This is a genomic window from Caulobacter vibrioides OR37, from assembly GCF_000372645.1.
Lineage (GTDB): Bacteria > Pseudomonadota > Alphaproteobacteria > Caulobacterales > Caulobacteraceae > Caulobacter > Caulobacter vibrioides_E.
On sequence record NZ_APMP01000029.1, the window covers coordinates 1 to 14,853 of the forward strand.

The window sequence follows — 14,853 nt, forward strand, 5'->3', positions numbered from 1 at the left end:
CTGGCGCATCACGCCGGTGTTGCCGGTGGCGTCGAAGGTGTAGTCGGCGCCGCCGTCGGTCAGGGCCACCAGGTGCTGAACCAGATCGCCCTCGACCTTGGTCGGGTTGACGAAGTGGGTCATGCCGAACTTGCGGCCCCATTCCTCGCGGGCGGGGTTGAGATCCACGCCGATGATCATGTTGGCGCCGACCAGCTTGGCGCCCTGGATGACGTTCAGGCCGATGCCGCCCAAGCCGAACACGATGACGTTCGAGCCCGGCTCGACCTTGGCGGTGTTAGTCACCGCGCCCACGCCCGTGGTCACGCCGCAGCCGCAGTAGCACGACGTCTTGAACGGCGCGTCGCGGCGGATCTTGGCCACCGCGATCTCGGGCAGCACCGTGTAGTTCGAGAAGGTCGAGCAGCCCATATAGTGGTAGATCGGCTGGCCCTTGTACGAGAAGCGGCTGGTCCCATCGGGCATCAGCCCCTTGCCCTGGGTGGCGCGGATGGCCGTGCAGAGGTTGGTCTTGCCGCTGAGGCAGCTTTTGCACTGGCGGCATTCGGGCGTGTAGAGCGGGATCACGTGGTCGCCGACCGCCACGCTGGTCACCCCCGCGCCGACCTCGACCACCACGCCCGCGCCTTCATGGCCCAGGATCGACGGGAAGATGCCTTCGCTGTCCAGGCCGTCCAGCGTGTAGGCGTCGGTGTGGCAGACCCCCGTCGCCTTGATCTCGATCATCACCTCGCCGAACTTCGGCCCTTCCAGGTCGACCTCGACGATCTCCAGCGGCTTCTTGGCTTCAAACGCAACGGCGGCGCGGGTCTTCATGGCGGGGCTCCCTGGAGATGTACGCGCTTTTGGTACGCCGCGTCGCTCTCATCGATAATCCCGCTGAGCGCAAAACATTGTTGCTTGAAGAGGACAATAGGCGCATCGCATGGACGCATGAGCCGATGGGACGGGATCGACGAGTTCGTGGCCACGGCCGAGGCCGAGAGCTTCTCCAAGGCCGCCCTGCGGCTGGGCCTGTCGACCTCGGGGGTCAGCCGGGCCGTGGCGGGACTTGAGGAGCGGCTTCAGACCCGCCTGCTCTATCGCACCACGCGCCGTGTCAGCTTGACCGACGCCGGCCGCGCGTTCCTGGCCCGGTGTCGCCAGCTGATCCTCGACCGCGACGAGGCCCTGGCGGCCGTCGGCGAGGAGGACGGCGAACTCAAGGGCCTTCTGCGCATGACCTGCTCGACGGCCTATGGCGAGCGGTTCGTGGCGCCGGCGGTGAACAGCTTCATGCTGAACCACCCCAAGCTGTCGATCCTGATCGAGCTGGACGACGCCGTGCGGGACATCGTCAGCGAGGGCTTCGACCTGGCCATACGCTTCGGCCGCCTGACCGATAGCCGGCTGATCGCCAAGCGCCTAGCCTCGCGCACCCGACGGCTCTGCGCCGCGCCCGCCTATCTGGCCCGCGCCGGCGCGCCGCGCACGATCGACGAGCTGTCGCGGCACGCCTGCGTCCTGGGCGCGGTCGACACCTGGCCGCTGCGGGAGCACGGCCCCGACGGCGAGCGCGAGATCGCCTTCAAGCCGCGGGGGCGCTGGCGCTGCAACAGCGGCCAGGCGGTGCTGGACGCGACCTTGCAGGGCCTGGGGATCTGCCAACTGCCGAACTTCTATGTCGACGCCGCCATCGCCAGCGGCCAGCTGGTCCCGCTGCTGGAAGCCCACCGCCCCGCCGACGAGGGCGTCTGGGCCGTCTATCCGCACCTGCGCCTGCTGCCCGCCAAGGCCCGCCTGCTGGTCGAGCACCTGGAGCGCAGCCTGGCCGTGGCCGGCTAGGAGCTGTGGACGTCTAGACCTTGACCACCGGCGGCAGCCGGTAGCGGCCGTCCACCAGCTCGGGCCTCGGCAGATAGGCGCGCAGATAGAGGGCGAATGGTCCGCTCTTAGGGGCCGGCAGCCAGTTCGCCGTCTTGTCGCCGCCCGGGTCGGCGCGGCCGATCCAGATGTCCAGCCCGCCGTCGGCGTTGCGCTTCAGCCCCGCCGTGCGGTCGCCGATCGTGTAGCGCTTCAGCGGATTGTCGGTGAAGAAGAACTGGCCATCGGCGGTGGCCTCGTACATCGACAGCGACCAGAAGCCGTCCAGCGGCAGTTGCGCGGGCAAGGTCAGCCGATAGGGACCGTCGCCGGTGAACACTCCAGCCCCGTCGTCGCCCGCCGCCTTCAGGTACATCGCCTCGGCCACCGGCAGCGCGCCCAGGCCCTGAAGAGCGACAATGGCGCGATAGATGTAGTCCTGACCGTAATCGCCCAGGGTCGGGCGCGGATAGGCCCAGCCGCCGGTGAACACCTGGCGGCCCTTGGCGAAGATGGTGATCATCTTGGCCTGCTGAACGCCGTCGGCCGCGGCGGCGGCGTCATAGGGGCCCGCCCCCAGGAAGGCGGCCGAGCGGCGCAGGATCCGCAGGTCCGTCGCCGGGGCCGGATCGCTGGCCAGCAAGGCTCGCGCGGTCGCGAAATAGTCCTCGGGCTTGGCGTCGCGCGCGGCGTAGGCCGCGACAGGCCCGCCGGCGGGTCCGCTCAGCTTGAAGCCGTCCTGCGCCTGGTGCGCGGCCGCCAGGTCCTCGCCGCCATCGGTCAGCACGCGGATCAGCAGCCAAGCGTGCGGCGTGGCGATGCGGACCGGGTTCGGCCCGGTCGAGGCGTGGCCTGGCCCCACCAGGGTGAAGGTCCCGCCCTCGCCGCCGATGGTGCGCGTCCCCAGCACCACGTTGTTGTTGGTAAACATGTCCATCACCGCCGCCGAATAGTAGCGCTTGCCCATGGGCGGTATGACGAGGGTGACCGGCCCCTTGGTCAGGTCCAGGAAGGCCGGCGAGTACAGCGTGTCGTTGTTGGGCGTCGTCACCCAGCGCGCGGTGTGATCCGACAGCGCGCGGGTGTGGGTCAGCTTGTTGACCGCCGCGCCGGGCGCCTTCAGCAGGCGGGCGCGCGTGGTGGCCATCTCGATCAACGGCAGGGCGTAGAGGTAGGCGTCGCGGGCGGCGATCGGGTCTCCGGCCGCCAAGGCGGACCTCGCCGCGAACCCGGGCGCGAAGCCCAGCGCGCCGGCCATCGCCAACAGATCTCGACGGTTCATCTCGCTCTCCCCGAACATTTGTTTGGACGGAGTGAACGCGCGATCCGCGTCGGATGCAAGGCGTGGAATGGGGGCGCGGAATGGGGAAGGCGCCCGGGCCTTCCCCACCCCCAACAAGGCTGAAGCGCGACAGGGGCGACCGACGTCCAGCCTCGTTTTTCAAGCCAGAGAGGCTAGGCGGCGCTGGCCAGGCGCGCGGCCTGGACCACGCTCTGAAGCGTGATGATCGTCGCATCGACGCGCTCGTGGGCGTCGGAACCGACGATCTTGCGCGCCACGGTGATCGACAGGCTCCGGCGCAGATGACCCAGGGCCCGGGGCGGAGCCACCAGGATCACCTGATCGAAGCCATGGCGGGCGTTGATGTCATCCAGACGCTTGGCCAAGTCGCGCAGGAACGCCTTCTCGGCCCGGTCGCGCAGGTCGCCCGCGTGGGTGATGTGGCTGGGACCGTCGTGGTCGTGATGCTCCTTCAGGCCCGCCAGCCATTCGGGGCGGTCATGCAGCGGGCCGCCAATCCGCGGCTGCTCCAGCAGCCGGGCGCGGTGTCCATCGGCGACAACGACCAGGGTTGTGGCATCAGGGGTCATCCGGAACTCCTTGCTTGACCTCGCCGGCACCGTGCGCTCGCCCCGCGCGAGAGCGGATGATCGAAGTCAAAACCGAGGTCGACCGCGCGCCCTTAGCGGAGCCTCCTTAAGGAGCCTATTCCTTGTTTTTGGCCGCCTTTTCGGCCAGCTTGGCCAGCACCCGGCCGCGTCCCTTGCTCAGCGCGGTGATCACGCCCCGGAAGGTTCTGACCTCCTGATCGGTCAGGCGGGCGCGGGCCAGCGGGACGCGCAGATTGCGGACCATCGACGGCTTCTTCTCCGGCGGATGGTAAAAGCCGGCCTTGTCCAGCTCGTCCTCAAGGTGCTCGTAGAGACCCATCAGGGTCGCCTGATCGGCGGGTTCCTCGACGTTCAGCTCGAACTTCTTCCAGGGTCGATCGTCCTGGGTCATCTTCCATTCGTAGGCGTTGATCGACACCGCCTGGGCCAGGTTCAGCGAGCGGAAGCGCTCGTCGATCGGGATCGAGACGATGGCCTGGCACAGAGCGATGTCGTGGGTCTCGAGGCCGGCGCGCTCGCCGCCGAACAGCAGGCCTACCTTGCGCCCTTGGGCGACCTCGTCGGCCAGGTGGCCGGCGCTTTCGCGCGGCGTATAGACCGGCAGGCGCGTTTCGCGCGGCCGGGCCGTGGTCGCGTAGACCAGCTTCAGGTCGGCGATCGCCGCTTCCAGGGTGTCGAACACCTTGGCGTCGTCCAGAGGCCAGTGCGCGCCCGACGCGCTGGCCCAGGCTCGCTCTTGCGGCCACCCGTCGCGCGGCCGCACCAGGCGCAGCTCCGACAGGCCGAAATTGGCCATCACCCGCGCCACCGAGCCGATATTCTCGGCCAGCTGAGGCTCGTTGAGGATGACGCACGGCGGTGTGATGTCGGGGGCCTGGGGCTTGAGGTCTTCGGTCATCCGCCCCCTTTGCCGCCGAGGCGACGCCGGATGCAAGGCCTAATGAGCCCGCGCCAGGGCCTCCAGCAGCTGAGCCGGATGCAGCGGCTTGGCCAAGTGCAGGTCGGCGCCGGCGGCCTTGGCGGCGGCGACGTGCTCCTCCATGGCGTTGGCGGTCAGCATGATCACCAGCACGGGCGCGGCTCCGGCGGCGGCTTCTCGCGCCCGCAGCACGCGGGTCGCGGTCAGACCGTCCATCACCGGCATCTGCATGTCCATCAGCACCGCGTCGAAGCTGGCCGCCTCCAGCGCGTCCAGCGCCGCTTGGCCGTCCTCGACCATGGTCAGGTCGACGCCGAACGGCTTCAGCACGATCTCGACGACCTTTCGGTTGGTCGGATGGTCCTCGGCCACCAGCACCCGCAAGCCCTCCAGCGAGACCTCTCCATCCTGCTCGGGTTCGTCTAGCGCGGCCGACGGCTCGCAGCGCTTCAGCGGCAGCAGCACCTCGAACCGGGCCCCCTCGCCGGGCGTGGCCTGGGCGCTGATGCCGCCGCCCATCATCTCGGCCAGCGCCGCGCAGATCGACAGCCCCAGGCCGGTGCCGCCGAACTGCCGGGTGATCGACTGGTCGGCCTGGACGAAGCGCTTGAAGAGCCGCTCGCGCACGCTCTCGTCGAAGCCGACGCCGGTGTCGCTGACCACCAGGCGCACATCCTCGCCGACGCGGTCGACGTCCAGCCGCACCTGGCCCTTGGACGTGAACTTCACCGCGTTGGCCAACAGGTTGGAGAGGATCTGGCTGATCCGGCCGGCGTCGCCGTCATAGGTTCCGGCGGCGTCCGGCGAGACCGACCAGCGGAACTCTAGGCGCTTGGCCTGAGCGGCGGCGGCGTGCAGTTCGGCCATGCCGCGCACCAGCTGCGTCAGGTCGAACGGCGCGATGGACAGCTGGAATTGGCCGGCCTCGATCTTGGAGACGTCCAGAATGTCGCTCAGCACCTGCTCCAACAGCCGGCCCGACGATGTCACCAGGGCGGCCATCTCGCGCCGGACCTCGGGATCCGCCTCGCCGGCCAGGCGATCGCCGATGGCGATCACGCCGTTCAACGGCGTGCGTAGTTCGTGAGACATATTGGCCAGGAAGACGGACTTGGCCTGGTTGGCGCGCTCCAGCTCGGCGGTGCGCTCGGCCACGCGATCCTCCAGCGACCGGCGCAGGTCCTCGTTGCGGTCGCGCTGGCGGCGCAGCGCCCGGGCGAGCGAGCCGATCTCGTCGTTGCGGACCTCGATCGGCGCCGCCGCGGCGGGATCGCCGACGCGCTGGGCCTCGGCCAGCGCCTCCAGCGGCCGCGCCACCATGTGGTTGATCAGGCGGTACAGCAGCATCACCTGCAGCGCGACGCCGATAAAGCCGAACAACAGCACCCAAGACGCCGTCTTTAGCGACGACCAGACGATGTCGCTGGACGGGAAGGTCATCAGGAACCACCAGCCGGGCTCGACCAGGCGGCCATAGGCCACCAGGCGATCGCCCTTCGGCGAGAGAATGACGCCCACGTCGCGCTTCTGGGCGCGAATGGCGGCGATCAGACGCTTGAGGTCGTTCTGGGTCTCGAACTTGCGGAGTTGCTCGGCGTCGACCGCGCCGTCGTTCGTCACGCCCTGACCCGACACCAATCCGCCGTCGTCGCCGACGATCAGGTTGCGCCCGCCCGGCAGCCCCTCGCCGACCGCGCGCATCAGATAGGAGTTCAGCGGCAGGGTGGTGCCCCAGGCCCCCATGAATTGGCCCTGGTAGTAGAACGGCGTGACGCAGGCCACGTTCATCGCGCGACCGCTAGGGTCCGAAACCAGCCGCCGCAATTTGGTGCATTTCATGGCGCGCGACGGGTTGTTCGCCGGCAGGCTCAGCTGGGTCATTTCCTCGCTGGCGATGCTGAGGTCCGCCGGCGCCGTCTGGCGGTAGTACGAAAGCTTGTCCGACCGTCGCGGGCCAAACATCACCAGTCGGGTGCGCGGCGTGAAGAAATAAAAGTTGTCGTAGCGATGCAGTTCGCTCTCGCCGGTGGCGGCCACCACGTCCGTGGCGCCCACGAACAGGTCGCGCTCGGCCTCGGTCATGTCGTCGGCCCGGGACAGGTAGGCGCCGATGCCGTAGACGTAACCGCTGTCCGTGCGCTCGCCATTGAACAGCGAGGGCGCCGAGCGGCGGGTGCCATCGCCCTTCTCCGGGAACATTCTGTCGAACTGGGCGCGCCCCTGGGTATTGCTCTCAAGGGACAGGCGCCGGGTCAGGGCTTCGCTGGCGGCGCTATGCACCTTGACGAGATCGGAAAACAGGCGGTCCTCGATCTTGACCCGTGCGCTCACATATTGGGCGAGGTGGAGGGTCTGGGCGTCGGCCGCGCTCCTGCGCACGAAGACGAAGGCCGTCGCCGTGGCCCCCCCGGTCACGGCGATCGACAGAATCGCCACCATCGTCAGAAGCCGACGCGCCAGCGGCGCCGTCGCCCCCGCGACCGCTTCCGGACTGTTGTTCAAACCCCCTCCATGGCCTGGCCTCTGGGCCCTCGCCCGCTGATTCCTCGGATCCCCACGTTATGCTGAAGCTTAACTTGTTAACGACGTCCCACCGATCGGCTTTTCCCTCGCGACACAACAGTCTATAGCCACCACGTCCGCGCCGCTTCCTGGCCCTGTGCGCCAGATCGCCACAGGCGCGCCACCGTCCAGAGGAACCTCTCCGCAATGGCCAAGATCAAAGTCGCCAACCCCGTCGTCGACATGGACGGGGACGAAATGACCCGGATCATCTGGAAGCTCATCAAGGACAAGCTGATCTTCCCATACCTGGACTTGGAGCTCGACTACTACGACCTGTCGGTCGAGAACCGCGACGCCACCGACGACCAGGTGACGATCGACGCGGCCAACGCGACCAAGAAGCACGGCGTCGCGGTCAAGTGCGCCACCATCACGCCGGACGAAGCCCGCGTGAAGGAATTCAATCTGAAGAAGATGTGGAAGTCGCCGAACGGCACGATCCGCAACATCCTGGGCGGCGTGATCTTCCGCGAACCGATCATCTGCCAGAACGTGCCGCGCCTGGTGCCGGGCTGGACCCAGCCGATCATCGTCGGCCGCCACGCCTTCGGCGACCAGTACAAGGCCACCGACTTCCTGTTCCCCGGCAAGGGCACGCTGTCGATCAAGTTCGTCGGCGACGACGGCCAGACCATCGAGCACGAAGTGTTCCAGGCCCCGTCCTCGGGCGTCGCCATGGGCATGTACAACCTGGATGAGTCGATCCGCGACTTCGCCCACGCCTCGTTCGCCTACGGCCTGAACCGCGGCTATCCGGTCTATCTCTCGACGAAAAACACGATCCTCAAGGCCTATGACGGCCGCTTCAAGGACATCTTCCAGGAGATCTACGACGCCGAATACGCCGAGGCTTTCAAGGCCAAGGGCATCCACTACGAGCACCGCCTGATCGACGACATGGTCGCCTCGGCCCTGAAGTGGTCGGGCGGCTATGTCTGGGCCTGTAAGAACTACGACGGCGACGTGCAGTCGGACATCGTCGCCCAGGGCTTCGGCTCGCTGGGCCTGATGACCTCGGTGCTGATGACGCCGGATGGCAAGACGGTGGAAGCCGAAGCCGCCCACGGCACCGTCACCCGCCACTATCGCCAGCACCAGAAGGGCGAGAGCACCTCGACGAACTCGATCGCCTCGATCTTCGCCTGGACGCGCGGCCTGGCCCACCGCGCCAAGCTGGACGACAACGCCGAGCTGGCCAAGTTCGCCGCCACCCTGGAAAAGGTCTGCATCGACACCGTCGAGAGCGGCTACATGACCAAAGACCTGGCCCTGCTGGTCGGCGAGAAGCAAGGCTGGCTGACCACCGAAGGCTTCCTCGACAAGATCGACGAAAACCTGAAGAAGGCCATGGCCTAAGACTTCCTCGCGGGGCCATGGTCCCACGAACCTAAGTCTCGCGACGCCCCGGGGATCCGTCCCCGGGGCGTTTCGCGTTCCAGGGGCGCCGCCCGCGCCGGGCGAGCGCTCTTGCGAGGACGGACGATAGCTGGTCTATCCCGCGTTAACCTTTCGGAGGCGGCATGACCCTGCAGAAGCGGATCTGGGACCTGATCGTGCTGGCGATCTTCGTCTTCGCCGCCGCCTTCGCCACCGCCCCGTGGTTCGCCTTCCGCGCCTTGAAGGCGGCCGCCCAGTACGAGGACGTCCAGGCGATCGGCGAACTGGTCGACTTCCCGGCCGTGCGGCGCAGCTTGACCGCCGAGCTGGTTCCCGCCGCCCCGGCTAGCCAGCCCGAACCGCCGTCGATCTGGCGCGATCCGCTGAGCGTCTTCAAGCAGGCCGTCGAGCCGATCGCCCCGCCCGAGCCCAAGGTCGATCGCTATCTGACCGTGGCCGGCGTCGCGGCCCTGACGCGCGGCTACGCTCCCGGCAAGGCTCCGCCCGCCTCGACCCAGGACGTCACGGCCAGCGGCCGGATCAAGGACATGGTCAAGGGCCCCTTCCCCCAGATCGCCTATTGGGACCCCAACCGCGCGCGCATCGCCGTCAAGCGGCCCGACGGCAGCGGCAAGGTCACGATCTTCACCTTCGAGCGCAGGGCGCTGTTCACCTGGCGGCTGGTGCATATCCGGCTTCCGGGCGACGAGCGCCAAGGCTGACGCTGACATCGTGATCGCCCTGGTTCTCGACGTCGTCGGCCGCGTCTGGCCCTTCTTCCTGCTGGTCGGCGCCGGCTGGACCCTGGCTCGCCTGCGCCTGCTGGACGGGCGGATGGCCCAGGGCCTCTCAGCCTATGTCTACTGGATCGGTTTTCCGGCCCTGCTGATCCATTCGCTGTCGCGCCAGGGACGCCCCTCGCCCGACCTGCTGGCGGGCCTGGCCGCCTATGCCGGCGCGGGCCTCGTGCTGATGGCGCTCATCGTGTTGGCCTGCCGCCTCATGGGCTGGACCCGGGCCGAGGCCGCCGGAGCGGCCATGGCGGGGAGCGTCGGCAATAGCGCCTTCCTGGCCCTGCCGATCGCGGCCGTCGTCCTGGGCGCCGAAACCGCGCGACTGGTCGCCGGTGTTCTGGCCGCAGACTTCGTGGTGCTGAGCGCGGCTGGCGTCGGGCTACTGGGCTGGGCGGCGGGCCGCTCGGTCGGTCGGTCCACCCTGCACGCCTTCCAGAACCCGGTGGTCGCCGCGGCCGTGGCCGGTGTCGGCCTGGCCCTGCTGGACCTCGCCCTGCCCGAGCCGTTGGACCGGGCCATCGGCATGGCCGCGGTTTCCGGCAGTCCCGTCGGCCTCGTCGCCCTGGGCGCCGCCCTGGGCCTGCGCGAGGGCGAAAGCGACGGCGAGGCCGCTCCCGCCGCCGGGCCCGTGCTTCTGGCCGCCCTGGCCAAGCTCGCGGCCTTTCCGCTGATGGTCTGGCTGGCGGTCGGCCTAACCCCGGCCCCCGCCGCCTTCCGCGCCGGCGCCACCCTGCTGGCGGCCGCGCCTACGGCGGTGAGCGCCTTCATCCAGACCCGCGCCTACGGCGTCTTCCCCCGAGGCGCGGCGCGGATCGTGGCCCTGACGACAGCGCTTTCGGCCATCACGTTGGCGGTGGCGGCGCTGGTGTTGAAGTCCTGACCCAGCGCTAGGCGATGATCGAGGCGCCCTAAGACGAAGGCCCGCCGCGTGGGTCGCGGCGGGCCTCTTTTCCAATCCAAGAGGATCGCTACGGACGATCAGCCAGCCAGCGCCGCCTTCACCGCCGCCAGGCCCTCTTGCGCCTTGCTGTCGTCGGGCGCGCCGCCCTGGGCGAAGTCGGCCTTGCCGCCGGCGCCCTGGCCGCCCATGGCGATCACCGCGGCCTTGGCGAGATCGGCGGCGCTGAACTTGGTCGTCAGGTCAGAGGTCACCGCGACGGTGACGGCGGCCTTGCCGTCCGACGTTCCGACCAGGGCGACGACGCCGCTGGTCAGCTGCTTCTTGAACTCCTCGGCCACGCCACGCAGCTCCTTGCCGCCGACGCCATCGAGGACGCGGGCGATCAGGGCCACGCCATTGACGTCTTCCGGACCGGAGGCCGCGCCGCCGCCACCCAGGGCCAGCTGCTTCTTGGCCTCGGCCAGTTCCTTCTCCAGGCGCTTGCGGTCGGCGATCAGGGCGTCGACGCGCGAGGCGACCTCGGCGACCGGGGTCTTGAACTGGTCGGCCAGCGATTTGGCCACACCCGCCTGGTCCAGCAGGAAGCGTCGCGCCGCCTCGCCGGTCAGGGCCTCGATGCGGCGCACGCCGGCGGCGACGCCCTGCTCCGAGACGATCTTGAACAGGGCGATGTCGCCGGTGCGGGCCACGTGGGTGCCGCCGCACAGCTCGACCGAATAGGCCTTGGCCTGGTCGGTCAGCGACTTGCCCAGCGTCAGCACCCGGACGCTGTCGCCGTACTTCTCGCCGAACAGGGCGACCGCGCCGGCCTCGATGGCTTCTTGCGGCGCCATTTCCTGGGTCTCGGCCGGGACGTTCTGGCGGATGACCGCATTGACCTCGGCCTCGATCTTGTCGAGCTCCTCGGGGGTCAGCGGGCCGCCGTGGCTGAAGTCGAAGCGCATCCGCTCGCCGTCGACCATCTGGCCCTTCTGGGCGACGTGCGGACCCAGCACGTGGTGCAGGGCCGCATGCACCAGGTGCGCGGCCGAGTGGTTCGAGCGCGTGGTGTGGCGGCGCTCGGCATCGACCGAGGCCACGACCGCGTCGCCGACCTTCAGGTCGCCCGACAGCTCTACGCGATGGACGTGCAGGTCGCCGGCCTGCTTCTGGGTGTCGAGCACGCGGTTCTCGCGGCCGTTGGCCTCCAGCACGCCGGTGTCGCCGGCCTGGCCGCCGCTCTCGGCATAGAAGCTGGTGCGGTCCAGCAGGACCTCGACGGTCTCGCCGGCGCGGGCGCTCTCGACCTCGTGGCCGTCGACCACGATCGCCTTGACGACGCCGGTGGTCTCGGTGGTCTCGTAGCCGACGAAGGCCGTCGCCCCGACCTTTTCCTTGATCGAGAACCAGGCGGCCGCCGCGCCCTGCTGGCCGGAGCCCGCCCAGTTGGCGCGGGCCATCTCGCGCTGCTTTTGCATGGCCGCGTCGAAGCCGTCGGTGTCGACGGTCAGGCCCTTGGCGCGCACGGCGTCCTGCGTCAGGTCCAGCGGGAAGCCATAGGTGTCGTAGAGCTTGAAGGCCGTCTCGCCATCCAGCACGCCGCCGGCGCTCAGCTTGGCGGTGGCTTCGTCCAAGAGGCCCATGCCGCGGCCCAGGGTCGTGCGGAAACGCTCTTCCTCCTGGCGCAGGGTCTCGACGATCGAGGCCTCGGCGCGGCGCAGCTCCGGATAGGCCTGGCCCATCTCGCGGACCAGGGTCGGCGCCAGACGGTGCATCAGCGGCTCTTGCGCGCCCAGCAGATAGGCGTGGCGCATGGCCCGGCGCATGATGCGGCGCAGAACATAGCCGCGGCCTTCGTTCGACGGCGACACGCCATCGGCCAGCAGGAACGACGACGAGCGCAGGTGGTCGGCGATCACCCGGTGCGACGGGGCCTGGGCGCCCTCGGCCTTGACGCCAGTCAGCTCGACGCTGGCGGCGATCAGGGTCTTGAAGAGGTCGATGTCATAGTTGTCGTGCTGGCCCTGCAGCACGGCGGCGATCCGCTCCAGCCCCATGCCGGTGTCGATCGAGGGCTTGGGCAGCGAGACCCGCTCGCCGCCGGCCAGCTGCTCGAACTGCATGAAGACGAGGTTCCAGATCTCGATGAACCGGTCGCCGTCCTCGTCCGGGCTGCCCGGAGGACCGCCGGGGATGCCTTCGCCGTGGTCGTAGAAGATTTCCGAGCACGGGCCGCACGGGCCGGTGTCGCCCATGGACCAGAAGTTGTCGTTGGTCGGGATGCGGATGATCTTGTCGTCGCCCAGGCCGGCGATCTTCTTCCACAGCGCCGCCGCCTCGTCGTCGGTGTGGTACACCGTGACCAGCAGCTTTTCCTTGGGCAGCTTGAATTCGCCGGTCAGCAGGGTCCAGGCGTGGTGGATCGCCTGCTCCTTGAAGTAGTCGCCGAACGAAAAGTTGCCCAGCATCTCGAAGAAGGTGTGGTGGCGGGCGGTGTAGCCGACATTGTCGAGGTCGTTGTGCTTGCCGCCGGCGCGGACGCACTTTTGCGAGCTGGCCGCGCGCGGATGGGCCGGGGTCTCGGCGCCGGTGAAGATGTTCTTGAACGGCACCATGCCGGCGTTGACGAACAGCAGGGTCGGATCGTTCTGCGGCACCAGCGGCGCGGACGGCACGACAGCGTGGTCGGCCTTGCCGAAATAGTCGAGGAAGGTACCGCGGATCTCGTTCAAGCTGGGCATGAGCGTCTCAAGTCTTAAGCGCCCGGCGAGCGGCCGGGAGTCGGGCGCTCATAGCGCGGTTTTTCGTGAAGTGGAAACCGACTCGGAAATGGGGGCGCGCGAGGGCGCGGAAAAGGGCGAGAAGCGGACAGGACGTTACGAGATGGGTGGAGCCTGTTCGGAAACGCGGAGCTGAGATGTTTCGCGAAAGAACGCTTTGGTGTCCCGACCACCGCCAAGAGCCACAGAGCGCCTGATTGCGCTTTTAGGGGCGTGGCCAAGGGTGTTTGCGGCCAGCGGGGGTTTTCACTCAGCCTCGGTCGTCAGGCCCCCCTTCCCCTACCCGGTGAAACGGGGCGGACAGGGAGGCTCGATGTGGCCTGAGCGCCGGCTCGCCGTCGGACGTCGCGGCCCCTCACCCTCCCATCCCGGCTTTCGCCGGGAGAGGGATTTCGATTCCGCGCGCCTCGACTCCTCAAAAGAGTAGGCCGCCTGGCATGGGGTCCAGGCGGCCTGAGATCGCGGCCCTCGCGGCGGTCCGGCCGCGGGCGTGTTGAAGGCGGGGACGCCCGGAGCCGGGCGAAGGCCGCGAAACGGGTGAAACCTAGTCCTCGTCGCCCTCTTCCGGGCCGCCGACCAGGAGCTCTTCCTCGATCTTCTGCGACGCCTTGCGGACGGCTTTTTCGATATCGGCGGCGACGTCGGGATTCGCCTTCAGGAACTCGCGGACATTGTCGCGGCCCTGGCCGATGCGCTGGCTGCCATACGAGAACCACGAGCCGGCCTTGTCGATGATCCCGGCCTTGACGCCCAGGTCGATGATCTCGCCCAGCTTGGAGATGCCCTCGCCGTACATGATGTCGAACTCGACCTCGCGGAACGGCGGGGCGACCTTGTTCTTCACGACCTTGACGCGGACATTGTTGCCGATGATCTCGTCGCGGGCCTTGACCGAACCGGTGCGGCGAATGTCGAGGCGCACCGAGGCGTAGAACTTCAGCGCGTTGCCGCCCGTCGTGGTTTCGGGGCTGCCGTACATCACACCGATCTTGTGACGGATCTGGTTGATGAAGATGACGATGGTCTTGGCCTTGTTGATCGAGGCGGTCAGCTTGCGCAGCGCCTGGCTCATCAGGCGGGCTTGCAGGCCGGGCAGGCTGTCGCCCATCTCGCCTTCGATTTCGGCCTTCGGCGTCAGCGCCGCAACCGAGTCGACGACCACGATGTCGACCGCGCCCGACCGCACCAGGGTGTCGGTGATCTCGAGCGCCTGCTCGCCGTTGTCGGGCTGGGAGACCAGCAGATTGTCGAGATTGACGCCCAGCTTGTAGGCGTAGGACGGGTCAAGCGCGTGCTCGGCGTCGACGAAGGCGGCGGTGCCGCCGGCCTTCTGGACCTCGGCCACGACGTGCAGCGCCAGGGTCGTCTTGCCCGAGCTTTCGGGGCCATAGACCTCGATGATCCGCCCCTTGGGCAGACCGCCGATGCCCAGGGCGATGTCCAGCCCCAGCGACCCGGTGGAGACCGACTCGATCTCGACCTTGCCCTTGTCGCCCAGCTTCATCACCGAGCCCTTGCCGAACGCGCGGTCGATCTGGGCGAGAGCCGCCTCCAGCGCGCGTTGCTTGTCGCCTTCTTCCTTAGCCACGAGTTTCAATGCCGCCTGACTGCTCATGATTGGTCCGCCCTCTATCCCATGATTCCGATCACTGGCCCGGCGCTTCCCGCGCCTGGTCGCAACGACCTGTGGAACACCCTTAATGCGTACCGCCTTTGTTCCATGTTCGCAAGATGTTCCCTTGACCGGAAACGACCGTTTCTGACGCACCTCGCGCTGGGCGTCCTCGCCAAGGCCCCGAAACC

General features: G+C 68.4%; 11 protein-coding genes. 4 read left to right on the plus strand and 7 right to left on the minus strand.

Annotated features, from left to right (window positions below):
• A partial coding sequence (locus OR37_RS17220) for an alcohol dehydrogenase catalytic domain-containing protein (RefSeq protein ID WP_004622773.1) occupies nucleotides 1-816 on the minus strand: 816 nt, incomplete at its 3' end.
• A 117-nt stretch (nucleotides 817-933) separates the two neighbouring features.
• On the opposite strand from OR37_RS17220, the gene OR37_RS17225 reads away from it, so the two are divergent.
• Nucleotides 934-1,824, plus strand: coding sequence for a LysR family transcriptional regulator (locus tag OR37_RS17225; protein WP_004622775.1), 891 nt, complete (start codon nucleotides 934-936; stop codon nucleotides 1,822-1,824).
• A 13-nt stretch (nucleotides 1,825-1,837) separates the two neighbouring features.
• On the opposite strand, the gene OR37_RS17230 is transcribed toward OR37_RS17225, so the two are convergent.
• The 4 genes from OR37_RS17230 to OR37_RS17245 all read right to left on the minus strand — a co-directional run bounded on the left by OR37_RS17230 (nucleotide 1,838) and on the right by OR37_RS17245 (nucleotide 7,156).
• A complete protein-coding gene (locus OR37_RS17230; RefSeq protein ID WP_004622777.1) occupies nucleotides 1,838-3,124 on the minus strand; it encodes a DUF1254 domain-containing protein in 1,287 nt (428 codons plus the stop codon).
• 173 nt (nucleotides 3,125-3,297) lie between these two features.
• Complete coding sequence (locus OR37_RS17235) at nucleotides 3,298-3,714, minus strand: host attachment protein (protein WP_004622779.1); 417 nt, start codon at nucleotides 3,712-3,714, stop codon at nucleotides 3,298-3,300.
• A gap of 115 nt (nucleotides 3,715-3,829) precedes the next feature.
• Complete coding sequence (locus OR37_RS17240; protein ID WP_004622782.1) at nucleotides 3,830-4,633, minus strand: RNA methyltransferase; 804 nt, start codon at nucleotides 4,631-4,633, stop codon at nucleotides 3,830-3,832.
• 39 nt (nucleotides 4,634-4,672) lie between these two features.
• Nucleotides 4,673-7,156, minus strand: a complete 2,484-nt coding sequence (locus OR37_RS17245) for an ATP-binding protein (protein ID WP_004622785.1) — start codon at nucleotides 7,154-7,156, stop codon at nucleotides 4,673-4,675.
• Nucleotides 7,157-7,363: 207 nt separating this feature from the next.
• Between OR37_RS17245 and OR37_RS17250 the strand changes: the two genes are divergently transcribed.
• The 3 genes from OR37_RS17250 (at nucleotide 7,364) to OR37_RS17260 (ending at nucleotide 10,270) form a co-directional block, all read left to right on the plus strand.
• Nucleotides 7,364-8,575, plus strand: a complete 1,212-nt coding sequence (locus OR37_RS17250) for an NADP-dependent isocitrate dehydrogenase (RefSeq protein ID WP_004622786.1) — start codon at nucleotides 7,364-7,366, stop codon at nucleotides 8,573-8,575.
• A gap of 164 nt (nucleotides 8,576-8,739) precedes the next feature.
• Entirely contained in the window at nucleotides 8,740-9,318 is a 579-nt protein-coding gene (locus OR37_RS17255; protein WP_004622789.1) for a DUF2939 domain-containing protein, read from the plus strand.
• 10 nt (nucleotides 9,319-9,328) lie between these two features.
• Nucleotides 9,329-10,270: an AEC family transporter gene (locus OR37_RS17260; protein ID WP_004622791.1), complete on the plus strand. Its 942-nt coding sequence runs from the start codon at nucleotides 9,329-9,331 to the stop codon at nucleotides 10,268-10,270.
• A 98-nt stretch (nucleotides 10,271-10,368) separates the two neighbouring features.
• Here OR37_RS17260 and alaS read toward each other — a convergent pair whose 3' ends face one another.
• Together alaS and recA are read right to left on the minus strand one after the other, a co-directional pair.
• Complete coding sequence (gene alaS / locus OR37_RS17265; protein WP_004622793.1) at nucleotides 10,369-13,011, minus strand: alanine--tRNA ligase; 2,643 nt, start codon at nucleotides 13,009-13,011, stop codon at nucleotides 10,369-10,371.
• Nucleotides 13,012-13,594: 583 nt separating this feature from the next.
• On the minus strand, nucleotides 13,595-14,665 hold the full coding sequence (gene recA / locus OR37_RS17270) for a recombinase RecA (protein WP_004622795.1): 1,071 nt from the start codon (nucleotides 14,663-14,665) through the stop codon (nucleotides 13,595-13,597).
• Between the last annotated feature and the right edge of the window lie 188 nt (nucleotides 14,666-14,853).